Annotated in this window: 11 protein-coding genes; 6 read left to right on the top strand and 5 right to left on the bottom strand. The window is 47.4% G+C overall.

Annotation, left to right across the window (positions count from 1 at the left end):
* Positions 1-44 precede the first annotated feature (44 nt).
* Both NDA03_RS13455 and NDA03_RS13450 read right to left on the bottom strand, forming a co-directional pair.
* The gene (locus NDA03_RS13455) at positions 45-1,871 is read right to left on the bottom strand and encodes a protein kinase (protein ID WP_348238265.1); all 1,827 of its coding nucleotides are present in this window, start codon (positions 1,869-1,871) and stop codon (positions 45-47) included.
* A 65-nt stretch (positions 1,872-1,936) separates the two neighbouring features.
* Positions 1,937-2,482, bottom strand: coding sequence for a GIY-YIG nuclease family protein (locus NDA03_RS13450; RefSeq protein ID WP_190529296.1), 546 nt, complete (start codon positions 2,480-2,482; stop codon positions 1,937-1,939).
* 427 nt (positions 2,483-2,909) lie between these two features.
* Here NDA03_RS13450 and NDA03_RS13445 point away from each other — a divergent pair, with 427 nt between their 5' ends.
* The 3 genes from NDA03_RS13445 to NDA03_RS13435 all read left to right on the top strand — a co-directional run bounded on the left by NDA03_RS13445 (position 2,910) and on the right by NDA03_RS13435 (position 9,072).
* Positions 2,910-4,562, top strand: coding sequence for an ABC transporter substrate-binding protein (locus NDA03_RS13445; protein WP_348238264.1), 1,653 nt, complete (start codon positions 2,910-2,912; stop codon positions 4,560-4,562).
* A gap of 188 nt (positions 4,563-4,750) precedes the next feature.
* Positions 4,751-5,653 carry a vWA domain-containing protein gene (locus NDA03_RS13440; protein ID WP_348238263.1) on the top strand — a complete coding sequence of 301 codons (903 nt, stop codon included), beginning with the start codon at positions 4,751-4,753 and terminating at the stop codon, positions 5,651-5,653.
* Positions 5,654-5,793: 140 nt separating this feature from the next.
* On the top strand, positions 5,794-9,072 hold the full coding sequence (locus NDA03_RS13435; protein ID WP_348238262.1) for a tubulin-like doman-containing protein: 3,279 nt from the start codon (positions 5,794-5,796) through the stop codon (positions 9,070-9,072).
* 26 nt (positions 9,073-9,098) lie between these two features.
* Here the strand turns inward: NDA03_RS13435 and NDA03_RS13430 are convergent, their stop codons facing one another.
* The 3 genes from NDA03_RS13430 to NDA03_RS13420 form a co-directional block, all read right to left on the bottom strand.
* Entirely contained in the window at positions 9,099-12,608 is a 3,510-nt protein-coding gene (locus tag NDA03_RS13430) for a PAS domain S-box protein (protein WP_348238261.1), read from the bottom strand.
* A gap of 406 nt (positions 12,609-13,014) precedes the next feature.
* Positions 13,015-13,344: a hypothetical protein gene (locus NDA03_RS13425; RefSeq protein ID WP_348238260.1), complete on the bottom strand. Its 330-nt coding sequence runs from the start codon at positions 13,342-13,344 to the stop codon at positions 13,015-13,017.
* A gap of 221 nt (positions 13,345-13,565) precedes the next feature.
* Positions 13,566-14,066, bottom strand: coding sequence for a pentapeptide repeat-containing protein (locus NDA03_RS13420; RefSeq protein WP_190676796.1), 501 nt, complete (start codon positions 14,064-14,066; stop codon positions 13,566-13,568).
* Between the two features lie 409 nt (positions 14,067-14,475).
* On the opposite strand from NDA03_RS13420, the gene NDA03_RS13415 reads away from it, so the two are divergent.
* The 3 genes from NDA03_RS13415 (at position 14,476) to NDA03_RS13405 (ending at position 23,038) form a co-directional block, all read left to right on the top strand.
* Positions 14,476-16,968 (top strand): GH116 family glycosyl hydrolase, encoded by a 2,493-nt coding sequence (locus NDA03_RS13415; protein WP_348238259.1) that lies wholly within the window; start codon positions 14,476-14,478, stop codon positions 16,966-16,968.
* Positions 16,969-17,667: 699 nt separating this feature from the next.
* Positions 17,668-20,859 (top strand): peptidase domain-containing ABC transporter, encoded by a 3,192-nt coding sequence (locus NDA03_RS13410; protein WP_348238258.1) that lies wholly within the window; start codon positions 17,668-17,670, stop codon positions 20,857-20,859.
* 418 nt (positions 20,860-21,277) lie between these two features.
* Positions 21,278-23,038 (top strand): HlyD family efflux transporter periplasmic adaptor subunit, encoded by a 1,761-nt coding sequence (locus NDA03_RS13405; protein ID WP_348238257.1) that lies wholly within the window; start codon positions 21,278-21,280, stop codon positions 23,036-23,038.
* The last annotated feature ends 17 nt before the right edge of the window (positions 23,039-23,055 follow it).

Here is a 23,055-nt window from a genome sequence, read left to right as displayed (position 1 = left end):
AAACTACAACTATTAGCATTGTCCCAAAGCGGACGATAAAAATACTAACATTTCCTAGCAGCAGACACATTGTAATCGTGCATATCTGCTTCCCAAATACTGATGTAAATAACATCACAATCTTGCCGGACAATCATGCCTTTTAAAGAGCCTTGAGTAAAACGGTAAGAACTCAAGCGACGCTGTTGCACTTTTTGGAGTCCATCTTTAATGTAATTATCGGCTCCACCTTTTAATAATCCATCCAAAGTAGTCTCCATGACTTGAGGATCTACTGTTGGGTAAAAGGAGGCTTCAGTTTGGCGAAGACGACCGGAATTTCGATCGAATAAGTAGCCAAGATCGATCTGATTTGGCACTAAGTTATAGACGACAGCGCGGGTTCTCCAAGCGCCACTCACATCTATGTTTGGAGTGCCGAGGGATGCTTGTATAGTGCTTCTTGATGTACCGACGGGAAATGTAGGAACGCTCGAAACTGGACGATTTGGATTTGGGTTATTGTTTTCGGGTATGGGTGCAGGTTCTGGAGTTCGTGCGGGTTCGGGCGATCGCGCTGGTTCGGGTGTCGCAGATTGAACGGGCGCGGGTTCTGTAGTGCGCGCTGGTTCAGGTTCGGGCGATCGCTCCGATTGTGGACTAGGAGATTCAGCAATAACTGGCGGCGTCGCTTCGTCCTGTCTTGTCGGAGAATTTTCAGGTGATGGTTCAGGCGATGTCTCCAGGGGACGATTTCTTTCTGGGGTTCGTTCTGTTTCTCTGGTGGTTGGTTGTGATGTTGATGGGGAAGATGACGTGACGGGAGAGGGTTGGCGAGAATTAAACAGTCGAGAAAGACCGACAATAGCGCCCACCAAAACAATTGCACCTACAATGCCGATTAACAGAGGATTCCATCGCCGTCCTTGACCAACTACAGGCGCAGGGTTTTGAGGGGTATGCGGCGAATTGACAGGCGCAGGCGAAACGTTCCTGCCACCACCCGGAGACACTGCAACGGTTGCCATATTAGACACTCCAGCACCCCCAGCAGAAGCCACCGTTGGAGTTGCACCCGATTGTAAAGCATCGAGCATTTCTCTGGAAGTGGAATAGCGATCGCGCGGATGCGACTGAATCGCCTTATCCAAGACAGCAACAAAACCCGGACTAACATTCGCTGCGGACTGATGCCACAAAATCTCCCCCGTTCGCGGATCGGTTGGTAAATCTTGCGGTAGTTTCCCCGTGAGTAGATAAATCGCCGTCAGCGCCAAACTATATATGTCGCTGGCGAAGACGGGTTGCCCGACTCCCTGTTCCGGCGGCATAAATCCCGGCGTGCCAATTACAATCGAGGCGGGAGCATTCCCTGGATGCACCGCCGCACCCATACTTTCCTTAACGGCACCAAAATCAATCAATACCGGCTTCCCATCCCGTTGCCGGATAATAATATTGTCCGGTTTGATATCCCGGTGAATGATGCCCTTGCTGTGGATATAATCCAAGACAGGCAGCAGACTGACAAGTATCTCCTTAACTTGACTTTCAGGCACTAACCCCTGAGTTTGCACCTTTTTGGTCAGGGTTTGCCCTTCAATCAATTCCTGCACCAGGTGAAACTGCCCAGCTTCCGAAAAGTAGGCGTACAACTTGGGAATTTGAGCGCTACCTTCACCCATCGCCTCTAAAATAGCCGCTTCCCGTTGGAATCGATCTTGCGCCATCTGGAACATCTGGGGATTGTTTGCCATTGGCTTGAGCTGTTTAATTACGCAGCGACGCCGTGACGGCATATGAGTATCTTCTGCCAGAAAGGTGTTACCAAATCCACCACTTCCCAGCGTCTGGATAATGCGATAGCGATTGTTCAACAGGTGTGGATTCATGGGATGTTAGGGCGGTCGGGGTTGCTTGGTGCAAGGATTGTAGAAGACTTGCGATTATGGCGTCCTTACTTTAGGTCTAGTAAGCCACTTTCTTTTAACTTTGGATTAAAGCGGAGTTCCTCTTGAACCCCACGAGTTTTGAGCTGTTGAAAAATTTCTTCTTCAACGCGCCTTGCTACATTTTTTAACAGCTTCCCTTGCCCGACTTCATCCATCGCTGGACTTGTAAACTTAGTTTGTTCCTCAGCCGTCATGGCTCGTTTTGCATCAATCGGATCGTTCCATGCAGCTTGTTCGGAACCATTACCGGGAGGGACGGCACCATTTTCTTCAATCCAGGCATTCCGAATGCTTTCTAGCAGGGTACGGTTCGGGCGATCGCTAGTATGTGCTTTTAGCCAATAGCAGCGTTCGTGTTGACGTACCAAATGTTGCTTGAGACTGAGATTGATATCGCGGGAATAGTTGATCAGTTGCAGCACTTTCTCTCGATCGAATATTGCGTATACGCCAATTTTTCCCTGAAATTTCTCTGGTAAATGTCCGGTTTCGTCGAGGTAAGGGATATATTCTAGGCTGGCAAGAGATGGAATATCGCTTTCAGAAGTCATCGGTATTTTTTGAGTTATTTATTTGACTTTTTGATAATCTCACAGAGGTGGCTCGAACAAATTCAAGAAAAAATATTGCTCTTGAATTTATCCCTAGATTTAGATTTAGGCTTAAACTCAGAGGTTCTTCCTTTAGGTGTCATCTTACTGCCAAAAAAGCGCTAGAAAATAATTAACCTTATCTCTACACTTCTGCGCTCACGCTTCACAAGCTTAGTGAAGGATAATGCACCTTCACTATCTTAAAGCGTCTGGAGCAGCGAACGTTGCCGCGCTAACAAGAATTAAATGATTAAGCTATAATAATCAATTTTTTTAATCTGAATGAATCCTTATGCCAATGGGGATGACACAGTTGCTCTATCCGGTAGAAGATTGGAATTATTAGAATAAATAGTAAGTATGGCTACCAGGGAGATTGGCAGAATTGAATACGCAAGGCAAATGGATCTGTGATGGTGTACCGAAAAACAACAATCAACAGTACCCAAGCAATGAAGCCCATCCACCCCAGGAAAATCACGGCCCAGATTGTATTGTTTGTGGCTTGCCTAGAGAGGCAATGAATCCTCAGAAAAGCCAGAAAACGGTCATTTCTAAACCGCCCGGTTCTAAGCCTTCACTTCTGCTGCCAATCCTGATTCTGCTGGGGATTCTGGCGGCACTGGCGGGGGGATTTGGGTTGTATAAACTGACACAGGGCAATAAACAACCGGCAATCGTTGCGTCTCCTGAGACTCAATCTCCCACTTCTAATGACAATGCACCCACGGCAACTGCCGATCCGCAAGCGATCGCAAGCGATACCGCTAATAATGCCGAGTTGATCAGTCAAGGTGAGAAAATCCTGTTAAAGGATGCAACAAATTCCCAAAAAACAGCCGCCGCAGTCGCGTTTGCCCAGAAAAATTGGGAGGAAGCGATCGCGCAATATCAACAAGCGGTTAGCGTCAACCCCAACGATCCCGAAAGCAAAATTTACCTGAATAACGCCAAAGCCAAAAAAGCCGGGAATCCCCTGACAATGGCAGTCGTGGTTCCCATCACCCCCAGTCCAGACACAGCGAAGGAAGTTCTCCGGGGTGTGGGACAAGCACAAGACGAGTTTAATCAGTCTCCGGCGACACCCGGACGCTTATTAGAAGTGGTAATTGTCAACGATGTTGACCCGGTAAAAGCGGTTTCCTTGGCGCAAGACCTCACCAAGTCACCGAATATTTTAGGCGTTTTGGGACACGGGGTAGATAATGGCTCTCAGCAAGCGATCGCCATGTACGAACAAGCTGGATTAACCGTCCTTTCTCCCATCAGCACTAGCATTACTCCCGGTTCTGGCGGTCAGTCTACCTTGCAAACCATCCCCCTCGCCAAAAAAGCCAACGAGTTGCTGGGTACTTATCTGCAAACCGTCGGCACCACCTTAGCAAAATATACCGCTGCAAAGTCCTCCGCGCCGTCTGTGGTGGTTTTTTACAACGCCGATAGTCCTTACAGTCAGCAATTGAAGCAGCAGTTCACCACCGCTTTATCTAAAGTAAATGGCAAAGTCGTTAAGGAAGTAGATGTCACGGGTGCCAACTTCAATGCTGCTACTGAGATTCAGAATGCAACTGCGGCGGGGGCGAAAATTGGTTTCTTGGCACTCAGTAAGAATAAAGTAGATCGAGCCGTTGCGATTGCCAAAGCCAATCCCACAGGGACGCAAGGGTTACAGTTAATTGGCGGAGATGAACTGTATAACCCAACAATTCTCACTTCTGGCGGCGACGCGATTAAAGGCATTGTGCTGGCAGTTCCCTGGAGTTCTCAACCGAACGATCCCTTCGCTAACCAAGCTGCCACGATTTGGAAAGGACGTGTCAGTTGGCGCACCGCTACCGCTTATGATGCGACGAAAGCTTTAACGTCTGCTTTTAGCCAAAATCCTTCTCGGTCAGGCGTATCTCAACTGCTGAATCAAGGAGTGCCCATTAGCGGCACTGCTACCGATTTTAATGTTCTCAATGAAGTTCCGCTTGTGCAAGCCGCGCCTGGTTCTAATGGCCCGCCGGGATCTAAGTATGAATTTAACCCGATTTAGAAGAGAACGAACCGCCAAGGACGCAGAGGACGCAGAGGGAAGGGAGGAGAGAGAGGAGAGAGGAGTTTTTGGGTTGATTGCAGTCCGGAGTTGGTAGTTGAAGGACTGTAGTTTATAGTTTGTTTTTGCTTGTCATGAGTCGTTGTTAATGACTCATGATTCATGACCAATTTACAACAGGGTTCTAAGTGAGTCGTTCTCGTCGCGGTTTGTGGTTGTATCCGTTATTCCAGATTCCGTTGATGTTGCTGGGAGCGTGTATAGTCGTGACGGCACTCATCTGGCTGTTAGGATTAGGTAGGCCGCCAGTAGCAGTTGCGATCGCTCTCGACCTCAGCAGCAGCACTTACAGTACGGAATTTAACGCCCCAGGTACAGTTATGTATCAAGAAGTCGCAGCGGTGCGGTCGTATTTGCAACAAAACACCCAGCAGTTGAGAAACAAAAACCAGATACAAGTTTTGGGATTTGGGGGAGTTGTGCGATCGCTTACGGGTGATTTTAAAACAGACAGTCAACAAGTGGACGCTGAATTAACTCAAGCTTTGGCAAATCCCGATCTCCCTCAACTGGTTGCGAACAATACGACAGATATTAACTTAGCAATTCAAAAAGGTACGGAAGCACTCGGCACTATTCAGCAAAAACGCTGTCGCGAATTACTGTTAGTCACTGATGGCGGTGCTAACGTGTCATCAGACATCGTCACCGATGCTAGGAATCGCAAAGTTAGAATTAATACAGTTGTGGTAGGGGCAGAATCTCCAGAATTGAGAGGTGCAGCTTTGGCTACTGGCGGTATTTACCTATCTGGTCAACAAAATAATCTAGAAATGCTCTTCACAGATACATTTTTTACTCGTTTCAACAGTAACCTTAAATGGCTTATTCTGGGTCTAGGGGTGACATGGATTGCTTTAATGTGGACGCTAGTTTTACCCCTAGATCGGTGGCTGTTTCAAGGTTTAATCGGTCTCAATCGTTCCCTTTCTGGTCAATTATCCTTAAGTAATGCCCTATTTTGGAGCGTTTTGACACCATTGATTGTTTGGCAGCTATTTAATTTATTGGATATCGTTGTTAGATGTTAGGTGAGAGTTTTGAAACGCAAAGGTACGCCGAGGTTTACGCAAAGGTATACGAAGAAACTCTCCCTTTGAGTCCCTCTGCGCTTACCTTGGCGCTCCTTTACATTAAAAATTCTAAAATATAGCTATTAGGAGAAAATATTATGGCAGTAGAAGAAAAAAGCATGGTTCCCACTGTATTAGTGGGTATCGGCGGCACTGGACATGAAGTATTGTCACGAGTGCGCCGCTTAGTAGAAGAAACTTATGGTAGTCTGCAAAATTTTCCCCTGATTAGCTTTTTAATTATTGATACCGATAGAGAGTATAAAGTCAATAATCCTGCCGCCGCCGGTTCTCCCTTCAAAGACAACGAAAAATATTGGGCAAGTGTTGCTGGTAGTGAAGTTAAAAAAATCATGTCGGATATGGGAAACTATCCCTGGATAGAGAGTTGGTTTCCTACCGAATTAGAACGGAATATTGGGGCAATTGAAGTTGGTGCTGGACAAATTCGCAGTTATGGGCGATTTGCTTTTTATTGCAATTATCACAAACTTCAAAGACGGTTTAATGAAGCCGCCGATGCCGTCAAAGGACACGAAACCTTTATGCGCGATCGCTATGGCATTAAGGTAGATACGACGAGTTTAAATGTCTTTGTAACGGGTTCTCTATCCGGCGGGACTGGTAGCGGAATGCTGATTGATATCGGCTATTGCGTCCGACATTGGTTGCGGGGGCAAGCGAGTCCGATGGTGACGGCAATTGTACCGATGCCGACGGCTTTTGCCAGTATTAATGTAGGCGATCGCGTTCTCGCTAACGGTTACGCTGCTTTGATGGAATTGAGCTATTTTTCTGATTATAGAACAGAATATATTGCCCAATTTAGCAGTGGTTTAGTGGATGAAATTCGCAGTAAATCTGCGCCTTTTGATTTTACTTATTTGGTTGGAACAAAAAATGGGGAGAGTGAATTTACTCTCGACCAAATTCGGGAGATGATTTCCCAAAATATCTTCCTTGATTTAACTTCTGATTTTGCGCCTTATAAACGTTCGATTCGAGATAATATCAAAGGAGCTTGGGCGCAAGCAGATCCTGGGGGACGCGGTTATCCTAAAAATTTCATGAGTTTTGGGTTATCTACGGTAGAAATTCCAATAGCTCAAATTCGCACTTATTTATCAGATAGACTTGCCGCTGATTTTATTTGCTGGTGGCTGAATGAATCGGTACAGTTGCCACCGAATGTGTTAGAAATGGTGCAAAGTGACCTGAAACGGATGCGCCTCACAGAAGGGGAACTGATTGCAGATTTAGCTGCGGCTGGTGACAGGTCATATATAACCGAAATCTCCGCTTGGGTAAACTCTATCCGCAATGAAATTGCTACGGATAATAAGTTGCAATGTACCCAGCAAGGCGTAAATATTGTTGGTTCAGAAAAGGGTAAAATTCTTCAATTTTTAGATTATCTCCAGCCGAAAGTTGAAGAATATAAAGCCAACCATTTGCGGAAATTAAGCCCGGATGAGCGATTGCACGGTGACTTCTTGCAAAAGATGTACGATAACCGCAACCGCATCGTGCAACAAGGACGAAAAGCCTTAGACGAAGAGTTTTATCGGATTATTGAGGATCGCACGAGAGGGCCAAAATTTGCCGATGCTTTCGTGACGGCGGTGCGTCAAATTTTTGAAAATGCCGCCGAAAAGTTTCGCCGGGAATCAGAAAAAGTTTGGCAACCCAAGGAAACCGAACGACAGAGAGATTACGAAAAGGCGCTGCAAGATATTGCTGAATTTAAGAATAAGTTTGCCCTTACTAAGCACGCAGATATGGAAAAATCCTGCGAGTTAGCGCTGACGGGTTTAGAAGGTAGCTTGGTGGCAACCATTCAAACTCAAGCCAGATATCTAGGCTTAGAAGTCATTACCAGAATGCTAGAACATCTGGATGAATTAAACCGCCGCTTGGCACGCTTAAATCAAAAATTGAAGCAAACCCGCGATAATTTTCAACAAAAAGCGGATCGACAAGCGGATAGTGCTGATGCTTTGATTGTGAATGGGATTAAGCTGTATAACCGCGAAGAACTCAATGAATTATATCGAGATTTAATTGAGCAACAAGCAGGTGCCAGTGAAGGTTCTAAGAGTCGCTACGAGTTGGGAATTGATGGGATTTGTAGCAATTTGTCAGTACAGGTTCTCGCAGAAGCAAGTCCGCTGTGGAAGCGTAACCGTGCGGCGGGTGAGTTGATGCGACTATTTGATGTGCCGAATTTAGCGGATGTGCAGGAGAATGATTTTAAAGAAATTATTGGCGATCGCGCTAAATTAGTCGTGATCAGTGCGCCGGAAAGTAGCCGATTGAAGCGGGAATTGGCAGCTGGCGCTCGCTTATTCAAAGTCTTCAACAACGACGAAGCCGAAATCCGCAACCGCATCGGCACTGCTTACAGCAAATCGAAGCCGCTGATTTTACTCTCTGACGCCGTTCTCAAGCGTCAAGACGCAGGCTTTACCCCCGCACTCAATGCCAAAGTTGCCCTGGTTGGCGGACGCAACAGCAGCGATCCAGCGGCAATTAAGCTCATCCCGATTCTACGGGAGAGAGTTGGCAGCAATGAAGGGATTACACCGCTGGGAGAAGCTGAACGTCACCGGATTGTCTTTGTACAAGAAATTGGTGGTTTTTCCTTGCGTTGCATTGAGGGAATGCCGGAGTTGCAGCAATCTTATCAAGATTGGAAAGGACAATCGATTCAGGCAAAACGGGCGCAACTTAAAGGTGAAAGCAAAGAACCGCCGATTCCCGTTCACATTCAAAAAGAGCCGCCGTTTTGGGATATCTTTCCAGAAAATCCAGATATTTTCCGCCTGGTTGTGCAAGCAAGGGCGTTACAAGTGCTGCGAATAGAGGAAAATCGCCTCACCAAAGAAAAGGTAATTCGCTACACCCGACAAACCGTAATTGGTTTGGAAAATGTCGATATCGCCTCCAGTTGGGAAGAAGCGGTGCAAGTGCTGCAAGTATTGGCGTGTCGCCCGGATAAAGAAGAAATTCAGCGTCAGGTAACGGCAAAATTAACCCAAGCTGACACGGTGCAGAAAAAACAAGCTCTGTATCACCAACTGAAAGTATATCTGGATCGGCGTGCCGTCGAACTAGAAAAAGAAGGCGCAACTGATAGCTTAAATTACAAGCGCGAAGCAAGAGTGATTCAGGAGATGATTGAAGCTTTTAAGCTTTATTCACCGGGTAGTCAACCTGTTGATTCTCCTGTTACAACTCAGCCAATTGGGGTTGCTTCAAATCATTCTCCGGCTCAAGAGACTCGCACTCACGTTTTCTGTACTAACTGTGGAAATCAGAACCCAGCGAACTCAAAGTTCTGTTCTAAATGCGGCACTAAATTAGTGCAACTGAGCTAACATCAATTCTTCGGGGAAGGGTAGCTTCAGGAACTGATGCTGCTCATCAGGCTAGCGATCGCTACCGCTAACTCGTCTGGCTCAATTGGCTTGGTGAGGTGTCTCTGGAAACCTGCCTTTAGTATTTGCTGATTGTCAGTTTCGCCAGCATAAGCGGTTAGGGCGATCGCTGGAATCTCTCCCCCCTGCTCTGCACTCCTGGCTCGGATTTGACGAATCAGCATATAGCCATCCATTTCAGGCATTCCAATATCGCTCAACAGCAAATCCGGCTTCATCTGAGCTAGCGCCTCCAGCGCCTCAGCCGCCGATGCCACAGCGCGTACCTGTGCGCCACACTCTTCGAGAATGAAGACGATTAACTCCCGCGTATCCACCTCATCATCTACAACCAGTAGCTTTACCCCTTCCAAATTTGGAGAATTATCAAGTAACGGATTGTCCTGACTCGTCTGAGGCGCAGTTGTCATTAGGGGTAGCGTCACAGTGAAGGTTGCCCCTTGCCCTTCTCCCGGACTTGCAGCCGTAACAGTACCGCCGTGAAGTTCTACGAGGTGGTGGACAATTGCCAGTCCTAACCCCAATCCCCCGGATACCCGTGTCGTTTGGCTATCAGCTTGACGAAAGGAATCAAAGACGAAGGGCAAAAAGTCTGGGTGAATTCCCCTCCCCATGTCTCTTACTTGGATTTGGGCATAGGAATTTTGATTGAATTTTGATTGAATGAATTCCGAATTCTCTGGACTGGGGACTTGTGAAAGTTGGATATCTACCTGTCCTCCTATCGGTGTAAATTTAACAGCGTTCGAGAGCAGATTCCAGACGACTTGCTGTAAGCGATTGGCATCCCCCAATACCTTACCCAGATTGGGAGCGATCGCTGAGTGAATTTGAATCGACTTCGCTTCAGCTGCTAGACGCACCGTTTCCATCGCCTCCTCAATCGTTGCCACCAAGTTAACCGGGGCAATATTTAAACTCAGTTTGCCTTGCAGAATCCGCGAAATATCTAGCAAATCCTCGATCAGCCGCGACTGTAATTCGGCATTGCGCTCAATCGTTTCTAGGGCGCGGGCGGTGGTTTTTTCATCAAACTTGCGGCTGCGGAGGAGTTTTGCCCAACCCAAGATCGGATTGAGAGGCGTTCTCACCTCATGGGAGAGGACAGCCAGAAATTCATCTTTCATCCGGTTGGCTGACTCCGCTTGGGCGCGTGCGATCTGTTCCAGCTTGAAGAGGCGATCGCGTTCTTCTTCGGCTCGCTTGCGTTCACTCAGATCGAGGACGTAGCAGACACCCTGCTCTTGTAGAGATCCCTCAAACAAAGCAGTCCCCACCAGTACAAAGACGCGGCTGCCATCTTTACGGATCAATTCTTTTTCAAAGGGAACGCAAACCCCCTGTTCTCTGAGTTCGTTAACCGCCTGCTGAGTCCGCTCGACGTATTCTGGTGGAGTCATCAGATTCCAAGCAATTTCACCAGCTTGTAAATCCTCCCGCGTATAGCCGACGATTTGCAGAAAGGCATCGTTGGCTTCGGTAATTTTGCCACTCAGATCGCCGAAAAAGATGCCAATGATATTTGAGTCAACGATGCGCCGCAACCGCATTTCGCTTTCTTGCAGGGCGATTTCTATTTGTTTGCGATCGCTAATATCAGTAACGGTGCCAACATAGCCGATTGTCTCACCGTTTTCTCCAATTTCAGGAGCCGCTTGACCTAATACCCAAGCCACTGAACCGTCGGAACGTTGATATCGATACTCTGATTGGAAAAGCCGGTTCTCCTGCGCGGCTTGATACCATTCGGCAAAGATACGTTGGCGATCATCCGGATGAAGGGCAGTTTCCCAGCCTGCCCCCAATGCTGCTTCTGAAGTGATTCCGGTAAGTTCACACCAGCGTTCGTTGGTATACAAACACTTTCCCTGACTATCCGTATGGAAGATTCCCACCCGTGAAACTCTCGCTAAGGTAGAATACCGTTCCTCACTCTGGCGCAGAGCTGCTTCTGCTTGCTTGCGTTTGCTAATGTCTTGGAACATTACGACACAGACAGGAGAGTGACCGTGCATCGCTGGCAGGGTATCCGCAAAGACCATCAAGGGACGGATTCCTCCTGGCGTGTGCCAGTTCATCTCAAACCCGTTGAGCCGTTCGCCGCGTGCCACTCGTACCCCTGGCATTTGCTCGTCGGGAATCTGCGCTCCCGTCGCATCCGTGCAATAGTAAACGGTGTGGTACTCTTCGGCTGGTTTATTTTTGGGAAATTCGCCTCCTGCCAACTCGTCAGCGGCTCGGTTGGCGAAGAGGACTCGACCCGTCCCTGGCTCAATAAACAACAAGCCAGATGGCAACAGATTCAGCACGTCTTCTAGCCATTGCTGCTGATTCTGGAGTGCTTGCGATCGCAGTTGCAGCGCTTCCTCTGCTCGCTTGCGATCGCTTATGTCTATCAAGAAGGCCATCCCTTCTTGTTGCTGGTCGTAAGGTTCCTGTAACAGGGCACCACCAATAAGAATGGGAACCCGGCTCCCGTCTTTACGGATATATTCTTTTTCAAATGGGGTACAAACACCATTTTTCTTGAGTTCTTCGGCTGCCTGTGCATCCAAATGCAGATATTCCGGCGGTGTTATCTGTTCCCAGGAAAGCCGACCCGAAACCAAATCCTCCCGCTCATATCCGACTAATTTCAGGAAAGCGTCGTTGGCGTAGTTGATTTTTCCGGTAAAGTTGGCGAAGGTGACACCAAAAATATTCGCCTCAACCAGTCGTCGGAAGCGCCTCTCGCTCTCTTGGAGTGCTTTCTCGGTTTGTTTGCGCTTGGTGATGTCGGTCAGCATTGTCAGCACCCCGATAAACTCACCTTGCCGATTGAGAATTGGGTTTGTGGAGAGGATTGCCCAAAGGTCTTCGCCATTTTTACGGCGAAGCCGAAAGTCAAATTGCTCTCGAATTCCCTGTTTACTTCGCTCAATGTGTTGCTCTGCCTCGATGCGTTCCTCTCGATTGATGAAGTCAAAAACAAAGCGATCGCCCATCTCTTGGACGCTGTAACCCAACATCTCAGCTAACCGCTGATTCGCGTAATCTGTCCGCAAGTTTGGGGTAATCAACCAGATGCCTTCGTGAGCTGTATCAATCAGGCGACGGTAGCTTACTTCTAGTTTTGATAAGCTTGCCTCACTTCGTTGCTTCGCAGCCAGTAATTCTGCATTTAACGAACTAATCAGCAGTGCGACTAAGCTAAATATGACTAGCTGGAGAACGTCCGTCTCACGGCTGATTGCTAGCTGATAGATCGGAGGTACGAAGAAATAGTTGTTAGCTAAAACAGCCACTATCGTAGCCACTATCCCTGGCCCCAGTCCGCCATACCAGGCACTGAACGTCACGGCGGCAAAAAACAACGGTGAAATGGATGTTTTAGTCAGCGGCAATAGCAGAAGCAGCAGCAGCGTTAAGGTGACTGACAAAGCCGCGATACCATAACGTTGCAGTTGAGAGCGCGTGACTTTTAACACTTTTAACATAGGACTGTTAGCTGAGTCCTCAGACTAACTTGATAAAACTGTTTTCACTTTATGACCTTATGATAGATAAATATTTTTGTCTATTTACCTTCTGGATTATTTTTAGCTATTTTAAAAATTCTATTTTTTATTTTTGGAGTCCTTTTAAATAAACGCTGCACAAGCTTGAAACAATTGCCTTGTAAGATGCTAAGAATTCAGATACCCGACTTCTTCAAGAAGTCGGGTATCTCGCTTTGACGACTTATGGAGAAGCGCTCATCGTCAACTTATTAGCCCTGGAAATTGGAAATCGCGGCTAAACAAAATAAGTCCGCGCCAAGCGGACTAACGAAAAATCATAAATTTTAAACCAGAGAAGGCAGGTTTTGTGTGTATAGCTGCGGTTTCAACCACCTAGCCTATCTTAATTTAACTGCGCCTTTCTATAAATGGCACAAAGACGAGACGGTTTAAATATTTTTGCTTTGAACATAAAGTTCGGCGGCACGTTGATGATAATATGCTCGGCAGATTCTTTATATGTTTCAAATTCTGCTGGCATTCCTTTGGGAGTTGCAGTGCTGTAAGGAACAGGTTGAAAAAGTAATTCTGTAAACTCAACCCCTTCCCAGTTTGTCTGTTCGGTAATTTGGGTGAGAAAAGCTTCACCTGTTAATAAACTGAACAGAGCTTCCTTCGCTTCTGGAAGAAGCGCAAAACTACTGTCAAAATTCTCGACGATTTTAAGACCCATTTTACAAATACACTCTAATTAATCAACAACGGTCAACGCGCTGCTATTGGAAAGCAAAGTAGGTAGACCTAAGATATTTTACATATACATGGAGAGTAGATGGAACGCGATCGCGCGTTGATTCAGCCAAGGGATACCTCTAGACAAACGCCGCGCCCTCTTCGCGTTGGGCGATATTCTGCTTTGGTTCTGGGCATCCCTTAAAATGTTCCCAATCCTTTTCACTCATGGATACTGCCATCGGGCATAATTGCCTGAGTCAGAATGGCTCCGCTCAAGTCAACTTCCAACAAATCGGCTCCTCTGAGATTGGTTCGACTCAAATTAGCTCCATATAGATTCACTCCATTCAAGTTAGCTCCTCCTAAAAAAGCTTCACTTAAATTTGCATAACTAAGGTTCGTCCCACTGAGGTCTGCTTTCCATAAGTTCGCGCCAGTTAAATTGGCTTTACTGAGATCCGAGCGTCTTAAGTCGATTGCAGCCAAATCAGCTTGACTTAGGTTAGCGCCAACTAGGACAATTCCGCTTAGACAAGCAGTTCTTAAATTGGCTCCCATCAAGTTAAATGTAGAAATACATAGCTTGCCTGCCTGCATTGTTACCTTACTAAAGGTTCTTTGTCCGGTTGCGTATCGTTTGAGAAGTTCGTCAGCTTTTTTTTGAACTAACTCTGGCTGTGGATTCGCTGATGAATCAGTTTTCTGAGAGATAACTTCCATGTAATACTCTTGTGTTCAGATTGAATATTTTTTTATCATCCCCCTTTGGACATAAAAATAAGCATCGGAAATGATAAAGAATCTATAAAAGTTTAGTGAAGTTTGTCATTTTTTTAGAGGTAAAAAAATAATTAAAAATTTAAGATTGTAGTGCAATTTCTTAATATTTAGTCATACAGATGGTTATAAAGAGATGCCTGTAAAATATAGATTAAGTTACGTATTTTTCAGGAGAAATCAACAAGAAAAGTTTTCACAATTAAGTAATACTACGTAATGTGTAATGCTAATATATTTTGTTTTTTGTTTGCAGTATATAGACTTCTTAACTCCCCAATTTATCGGGAAGCTAGAAAAGAACTGACAAAATTTGGGTAATCGTAGGAACGAAAGACCGTAAAATCAAGGCATGATCTATCAACGCCCTCGCCCCGAAATCCCCGATTGCACTTGGAGTCGTCCCATTGGTCTCGGCTGGGACAAACCCCACACGGTTCGCTACCCTAGTAATCTCGACGATGGCCCTTGGCACGGGATGCCCTTGGGTGGCTTTGGAGCCGGATGCATCGGTCGTTCTTCGCGTGGCGACTTTAACTTGTGGCATTTGGATGGCGGAGAACACGTCTTCCGGAGCCTGCCTGCTTGTCAGTTCAGCGTCTTCGAGCAGCCAGAAGACTCCCCCGCGCAAGCTTATGCGCTTTGTACAGAACCGCCTGATGATGGGACTTTATCCCGGTGGTTGTGGTATCCAAAGGAAGGGAGGAGTCGTGAGTCGGGAGCCGGGAGTCCGGAGTCGGTCGGAAATTCTTCGGGAACCTATCATGCGCTGTATCCCCGCAGCTGGTTTGTCTATGAAGGGGTGTTTCAGTCTCAGTTGACGTGCGAGCAATTCTCCCCCATTTGGGCGGGTAACTATCAAGAAAGCTCTTACCCGACAGGAATCTTTCACTGGACTGCCCACAATCCTACGGATAAGCCGATCACGATTAGCATCATGCTGACGTGGCAGAATGTCGTAGGTTGGTTTACGAATGCAATTCAATCTCCAGAAGTGCGGGTGCGGGATGATGGCAGTCCGGTTTACGAGTACCAGCCGCGCTGGGGGGATAGTACCGGAAATTTAAATCAGTGGATTGTGGACTTCCACCGAGTGGGGTGTCTGCTAGATCGGGTGAGGCTACACGATGAAGTCGGAGAGGGAGAAGGACAGTGGGCGATCGCAACTGTCACAAATCCTAGTTTAGAAGTCTTCTATCACGGTCGTTGGAACCCGATCGGGGATGGCTCAGATATTTGGGATTTATTCGCTTGTAATGGCTCGTTGCCAGATCGAGAAGATGAAACTCCGGCAGCACCGGGAGAACAAATCGGTTGCGCGATCGCTGTCCGGTTTACTCTAAAACCTGGGAGAACTCGCCAAATTCCCTTCATCGTCTGCTGGGATTTTCCAGTAATGGACTTCTCACAGAGTAACCAGCAACCAAATCTAGGCACTCAATACTACCGCCGCTACACCGATTTCTTTGGTCGAAACGGCAAAAATGCCTGGTCGATGGTTCGCACCGCTCTCAAGCAAGATGATATGTGGAAGGATGCGATCCGAGAATGGCAACAGCCGATTTTGCAGCGTCAAGACTTGCCCAATTGGTTTAAAATGGCGCTGTTTAATGAGCTGTACTTACTTTGCGACGGCGGCACCCTCTGGACTGCGGCTTCGGAAGATGACCCTGTGGGGCAATTTGGCGTCCTAGAGTGCTTGGATTATCGCTGGTACGAAAGCTTAGATGTGCGACTTTACGGCTCATTTGCTTTGATGATGCTCTGGCCTAAACTGGACAAAGCGGTGCTAGAAGCTTATGCACGGGCGATTTCCACCCACGACGAGACGCCCCGAATTATCGGCTATAACCAAGCCTCAGCCATTCGCAAAGCCGCCGATGCGACGCCCCACGATTTGGGTGCCCCCAACGAGCATCCGTGGGAGAAAACGAACTACACCAGCTATCAAGATTGCAACCTGTGGAAAGATTTACCCTGCGACTTTGTGTTGCAGGTTTATCGAGATTTTGTCCTAACGGGTTCCACAGATATCGAATTTTTGCGCGAGTGTTGGGTGCCGATTGTGAAGACGCTTGCCTATGTCAAGCAATTTGATATCGATGGGGATGGAATTCCTGAAAATTCAGGTGCGCCCGATCAAACGTTCGATGATTGGAAGTTGCAGGGGGTTAGCGCCTACTGCGGCGGCTTGTGGATTGCAGCATTGGAGGCAGCGATCGCGATTGGTGAAATATTACACAAGTCTGAGTTCAATTCCGAAGAAAATTCCCCTGATTACCAATTACCGATTACCGAGTACCAAACCTGGCTAAAACAATCTCGGCAGGTGTATCAAGAAAAACTCTGGAACGGTCAATACTACCGGCTCGATAGCGAAAGCGGCTCTGATATCGTGATGGCAGATCAGCTATGCGGTCAGTTCTACGCTCGTTTATTAAAATTACCCGATCTCGTGCCGCTTGAGCGTGCCGAATCTGCCTTAAAAACTGTCTATAATTCTTGTTTTTTGAATTTCAATCGGCACCTCCCGTCCTCCCAACCTGAAACCTTTATTGGTGCCGTTAATGGCGTCAAACCCGACGGTACACCAGCAAACCCCGACGCGACTCATCCCCTGGAAGTCTGGACTGGTATTAACTTTGGGCTAGCAGCATTCATGATCCAGATGGGAATGAAAGAGGAAGCCTTCCAAATGACGGAAGCTGTGGTGCAGCAAATTTATGACAATGGGTTGCAATTCCGAACCCCGGAAGCGATTACTGCTGCCGGTACTTTCCGCGCCAGTCATTACCTGCGAGCAATGGCAATTTGGGCAATCTACGGCATGATAACGCACTTTTAACGGCAGTATCCCGATATTTTTCGTTATCCGAATTTCCCTTGGGGATGCTACACATTTAATCCCCCAACTCTCCACTCAATTGGAGAGAAGAGAAGCATTCAGTGTAGCGGTAAAAATGTGAAATGAAATCGTTTTTCCCCGATTAGCCAACAGCATCCTCTAAGGCGAAAGTGAAATTATCCCCCTTCCCTGGTAGGGGGATTGGGGGTTAAGTTTGCCTGATTCAAGAAGGATTGAGCAGTATCCCCGTTTGGAAAATATATCAGATTGATAGAATTTGCTGATACACTAACGAATTTAAAGATTAAATGTGAGACGCAATGTGGAATTTACGGAGTTAAGAATGTTTATTGTAAAGTTACGATGAACAAATCGAACGATTCCATAAAGCTTCCATCATTTTTTTGTAAAGATTCTGTAAAGTTGTATGGAAGCTATGAGATTCGTTAGCGCCTCGGTTGACAAATCCTCAGTAAATTCACTAAGACATATACATTGTTAACGGCTAAACAGCCTTAACTTTCCTTTAATGCTTTTTTTACAAAAACCTAAAGTTAAAAACTTTAGGCTGTTTATAGTTTTCGGGAAATTTATCGAAAAGATGCTTTCTGGCTAAGGATTCTAGCGGTTACTACTGCGATACCTACCGGAAACGCATATTGAGCCAATCACAAACCTTGAAAGCTAAGAGGCTCACTGATGAATCGGATGCTGGTACAGGGTCATCCTCCGCTTCAGGACATACAAAACGCTTACTCTAGCCTTCCCGATATCCTCAATCTCTTGAGGCTGTCCCAATCAGATACGAGCTTTGCTTCCGACTTGAATCAAGCATTTGAACTTTGCGATTTTCAACTGGGCGATCGCCTTGTCAACTATAGTGCCGCCACTGCCTCAGGAAATTCAGTTCGTGATGAACAAAATGAGGGGGATTTTTACCTAGTTTGTGAAGGTCGGGTGCGGCTACTAGCCTTAGACGCAGCACAGGGTAAGGAAGTTCCCGCTCTGGTGGTGGAATCGGGAGAAAGTTTTGGGGCAGAAAAGGTATTTGGCAATCATTGCGAGCTGACGAGCGCGATCGCTGCCAGTGCCGGAATTGTGGCTCGGATTTCAGTTGCAGACCTTCAGCCTTGGTTAGAGCGACTCCCGAATCTGCGAGACTACCTGCAACAGCAGGCAATTTGGCGGCAATGTCTGATTTTCTTCAAAACCTCTACAGACTGGCGGCGCTTGAGCAGCCATAGGCTACGACAACTGTTGCCCTACCTAGTAGAAACGCGGATCGAAGCGGGAGCATCTTTGATTGAATCCACACCCTCCGAGGCGGGTCGCTTTTGGTTACGCAGCGGTCAAATTGAAAGCCGACAAGACGCAGATTTACCCCCCCCTATCGGACAAAGTTGGGGGTATCCTCATCCCACACCGAGCAGTTGGATTGCCCAGACCGATTTAGTCGTTTATCAGTTGCCTAAGCAACACTTTGAGGCAGCACGAGCAATTGCGCTAATCGCAGCAACTTTCTCAGAGCAGTCAGAAGCAGTTGTCGAGCGATCGCTTGAAAACGGGCACCGTGAATCTACGGAGGAAGGGAAATTGCGGCATCAGCCAAAGAACCTGTCTCCACCAGCGTCTTGGAATGGCAATCGACCGCCACAAATTCAGTCAGAGGTGCAGGCAAATATCCAGCCCCCTGAATCGCCTCCGATTGCTTTTCCCAAACCCGTCAAGCGTCCGGGTCGATGGTTTTGGCAACGCTATCCCTTAATTGAGCAGCAAAGCTCTTCTGACTGCGGTGCTGCCTGCTTGGCAATGATAGGGCAATATTGGGGGAAACGATTTAGCATCACTTCCTTACGGAATCTCGCTGGCGTGGGGCGTGCCGGTGCTTCCCTGAAGAACTTAGGCGCAGCGGCAGAAAAGGTTGGATTTCACGCCCAACCCGTGCGGGCAAGTTTAAATCGCCTAGTCGAGGGGAAAAACCCCTGGATTGCTCACTGGCAGGGCGATCACTATGTGGTGGTTTACCGAGTCAAGGGCGATCGCATCTTGATTGCCGATCCTGCTGTTGGTAGGCGATCGCTTTCTGCGGCGGAATTTCTTGCGAGTTGGACAGGATACGCCCTGCTGCTCGATCCGACGCCAGCATTGCACGCCGCCCCAACGGAAAAAAATTCTCTCAATCGCTTTTGGGGTTTGCTTTGGCCTTATCGTTCCGCGATCGGACAAATTATCCTGGCGTCTCTGCTGATCCAGATTTTTGGTCTGATTACCCCCCTGTTTACCCAGATAATTCTCGACCGGGTGGTTGTTCACAAAAGCGCGATCGCCCTGCATGTCTTTAGCCTTGGTCTGCTACTATTTGGCGTTTGGCGCGTCTGCGTCACGGGAATTCGACAATACCTGCTGGATTATTTTGGCAACCGATTAGACCTCACCCTGATCGGCGGCTTTATCAGCCACACCTTGACCTTACCCCTTGCCTTTTTTGAATCGCGCCATGTCGGGGACATTATCACGCGCGTTCAGGAAAACCAGAAAATCCAGATGTTTCTAACTCGCCAAGCGGTCACAGCTTGGTTAGACGCCTCAATGGCACTCGTCTATTTGGGGCTAATGGCTTATTACAACTGGCGTCTCACCTTAGTAGTGGTAGCGCTAATTCCCCCGATTGTTATTTTGACGGTGGTGGCGAGTCCATTTCTCAGAGGAGTATCGCGGAAAATTTTTAACGAAGAGGCGGGACAAAATTCCTCACTCGTAGAAATGATGACCGGCATCGCCACGGTGAAAGCGGCAGCAGCAGAACGACAGTTGCGCTGGCGTTGGGAAGACCGCTTAACCAGCACCCTAAATGCCCAATTTCAGGGTCAAAAACTGGCAAACGGCTTGCAAGTTACCGGCGGCTTAATTAATACCTTGGGTACTACAGCATTGCTTTGGTACGGGGCGACGCTGGTAATTCAGGATCGGCTCACGATCGGTCAGTTTGTCGCGTTCAATATGATGATTGGTAGTGTCATCAACCCCGTGCTGCAACTGGTGAACCTGTGGGATGAACTGCAAGAAGTTTTGGTATCTGTGGAACGGCTGAATGATGTGTTTTCAGCTCAACCCGAAGAAAGTCCTCAAAAACCTTTGCTAGTTCTACCTCGGTTGCGGGGCGAGGTGAAATTGGAGAATGTTACCTTCCGCTACTCTCCAGATCAAGAGCGCAATACGCTTCAGAATCTATCTTTTGAAGTGACATCTGGGCAAACAGTTGCAATTGTTGGGCGCAGCGGGTCTGGAAAGAGTACGTTGGTCAATCTTCTCCAGGGTTTATATCAGCCAACCAGCGGTCGAATTTGTGTCGATGGTCACGATACCCGCCATGTTTCTCCCTCCTCCTTGCGGAGTCAGTTGGGGGTGGTACCGCAGGAGTGTTTTTTGTTTTCCGGAACCATTTTAGAAAACATTACGCTCTACTTGGATGACTTTACCTTAGAGCAAGTTGTTGAAGTGGCAAAACTTGCAGAAGCTCATGCTTTTATTCAAGATATGCCGTTGGGATATCACACGAAAGTTGGGGAACGGGGGGCAAATCTCTCCGGCGGACAGAGACAACGAATTGCGATCGCTCGAGCGCTTTTGGGAAATCCTCAAATTATGATTTTAGATGAAGCTACCAGCTCTCTAGATACTGACTCCGAGCGGCGATTCCAGCAAAATTTAGCTCGAATTAGCCGAAATCGCACAATTTTTATCATTGCCCACCGACTCTCAACGGTTCGACACGCTGACTGCATCCTGGTCTTAGATCGAGGCATTCTAATTGAGCGCGGTACTCATGATGAACTGATTTCGCTTCAAGGTCTTTATTACCATCTAGCGCAGCAACAACTGGATCTTTAACTCCAAATGTTCTAAACCGAGCCAACTTGTATGAATTATTACAGTTTTACTTGAAATTGGTTTCATCCGTTGGCAGGGATGTGGAGCAAATTACAACCGTTACGATGTTAAAGATTCTTGTTCTGCCAAATTCCTCTCCCACGACCATTTGTTCAGTAGCATTGCAATCATCAATTCCAGTCCTCGGTGAATTGGCAGCTAATTCAGAAAATTTTGCAAAAAATATGCCAATTTGGCAGACTTTCCAAGCAGCAGAAATTAGGATAAAAAGGGAGTTCCTGTGGAAAAATTGGTAACGATGAAAAGCCAAACCAAAATGTTGCTGAAACCGGCTAAAAATGGCACCGCTCGTTAAATCCAAGCAACGAGAGCCATCCTCAATCTCAAACTTTGAACTTGCTCATTCTGGGCCACAGCCATGCAAAAACCAATCAGATCGATTTCTGCATCAACGGCCTCAAACCTACCCTTAACTCCACCCGTTGAGCCTTTTGGCTCAGGCTATACAGGTAGCAACCAGAATTCATTCGATAGCCAGGGGATATTATCCCGTACTCCGACTCAAGGCGAGTCGGTTACTCATCCTGGCAAGATTCAGCGTCAGTGCGATCGCTCTTTTGCTGAGATTTATGGGGGTGCGACTGGCTCTATCGAAATGAGCGTACAGCCCACCTCGACTGAAACAGCTAGCAATTCTCAAGTTCATTTCGCGTCTGCCACTTCTCCAGAGACTCGAACCAACCAATGGTCTACCTCGTTACAGACGGTGCTTGACCAGCCACCTTCCACGCTTCCTCGTCAGCTGATATTGGGCGGAATGGCTTTCTGTCTGGCTTTTGGGGCTTGGGCTACCTTTGGGCAAATTGACGAAGTGGGTCACGCTCAAGGACGGTTAATGCCTAAAGGAGCCGTCTATAAGATTGACCCAGTGGAAATGGGGAAGGTTGCTAACATTGCCGTCAAAGAAGGTCAAGCGGTAAAAGCCGGTCAAGTGCTGGTGGAACTGGATACCCAAATTGCGGCGGGTGAAGTAGAGCGTTTGCAGCAAATGCTGGCAACGAATCAAATGCAACTTATTCAGAAACAAGCGCTTCTAGAGAAAACGCATCTGGAAGCGAAAACCCAGACAGCGATCGCTTCTTCAGACACTCAAGCAGCTTTTGCTGCGATCTCCGAAGTCAATGCCAAAGGATCTGCTACCCGCGAACAAATCGCTCAACTTCAAACGGCAAAGACGGCGAATCAAGAAAGACTCGAAACACTAAAACCCCTGTCGGCGACGACGGCAGAACTGCACAAGAAACTAAAAGCTGATGTAGCGGCGGCGGTAGAGGAAGTCGAGAGGGTAAAACCGCTGGTCAAAGAGGGGGCGATCTCCAAGAAATATTTGCTGGATGCCGAGCAAATGATGCGCGATCGCCAAAGTGCCATCACCAAAACTCAACTAGAAGAAGACACAACTCTTAAAGACCGACTGTTTGAGGCCCAGCAAGCTCTGCGAGATGGCGATCGCGCGATCGCCTCTAGTCTTGGCGATTTAAAGCAGACTCTTGCACAAGCACAGCAACTCCAAGCAGCACTCGCTCAAAAACAAGCTCAAGAGCGCAAAACTCAGATAGAAACACAGCAGCAAATTCAGGAATTAGAAGTTGAAATGACTCAGCTTAAAGCCCAAATTGCTGAAACTCAAAATCTGCTGAACGCCGCTAAAGCAAAGCTCAAACAACGGTTTCTGACTGCTGCCGTTGATGGAGTGGTGTCGTCTCTGAAAGTCCGCAACGTTGGCGAAGTGGTTCAACCCAGCCAAACTGTTGCCGAAATCGCTCCCCACAAAGCACCCATGATTCTCGTAGCCAGTTTACCCAATCAAGAAGCGGGCTTTGTAAAAACGGGAATGCCAGTAAAAATCAAATTCGACGCTTACCCCTATCAAGAGTACGGTATCGTTTCCGGGAAGATACAATCCGTCTCTCCCGATGCGAAACCCGATGAGCGACTGGGAGAAGTCTATCGAATTGAAGTAGCGCTGGATCGTAACTATATCAATGCAGATCGTCAAAACATCAAATTTAAAGCCGGTCAAACTGCCTCTGCGGAGATTATCATCCGCCGACGCCGGATTGCCGACATTCTGTTAGATCCCATCCGCCAGATGCAAAAAGGCGGCATCAATTTGTAAAACCAAATTTATCCAAG

The organism is Trichocoleus sp. Lan (genome assembly GCF_039961855.1).
Classification (GTDB): domain Bacteria; phylum Cyanobacteriota; class Cyanobacteriia; order Cyanobacteriales; family FACHB-T130; genus FACHB-T130.
This window is presented reverse-complemented; position numbering and strand designations above follow the sequence as displayed.

What these genes read in the sequence shown, in the direction of transcription:
- NDA03_RS13455 (WP_348238265.1), bottom strand. Translation starts at nt 1,871, where the DNA reads ATGAATCCACACCTGTTGAACAATCGCTATCGCATTATCCAGACGCTG.
- NDA03_RS13450 (WP_190529296.1), bottom strand. Translation starts at nt 2,482, where the DNA reads ATGACTTCTGAAAGCGATATTCCATCTCTTGCCAGCCTAGAATATATC.
- NDA03_RS13435 (WP_348238262.1), top strand. Translation starts at nt 5,794, where the DNA reads ATGGCAGTAGAAGAAAAAAGCATGGTTCCCACTGTATTAGTGGGTATC.
- NDA03_RS13430 (WP_348238261.1), bottom strand. Translation starts at nt 12,608, where the DNA reads ATGTTAAAAGTGTTAAAAGTCACGCGCTCTCAACTGCAACGTTATGGT.
- NDA03_RS13425 (WP_348238260.1), bottom strand. Translation starts at nt 13,344, where the DNA reads ATGGGTCTTAAAATCGTCGAGAATTTTGACAGTAGTTTTGCGCTTCTT.
- NDA03_RS13420 (WP_190676796.1), bottom strand. Translation starts at nt 14,066, where the DNA reads ATGGAAGTTATCTCTCAGAAAACTGATTCATCAGCGAATCCACAGCCA.
- NDA03_RS13415 (WP_348238259.1), top strand. Translation starts at nt 14,476, where the DNA reads ATGATCTATCAACGCCCTCGCCCCGAAATCCCCGATTGCACTTGGAGT.
- NDA03_RS13410 (WP_348238258.1), top strand. Translation starts at nt 17,668, where the DNA reads ATGAATCGGATGCTGGTACAGGGTCATCCTCCGCTTCAGGACATACAA.
- NDA03_RS13405 (WP_348238257.1), top strand. Translation starts at nt 21,278, where the DNA reads ATGCAAAAACCAATCAGATCGATTTCTGCATCAACGGCCTCAAACCTA.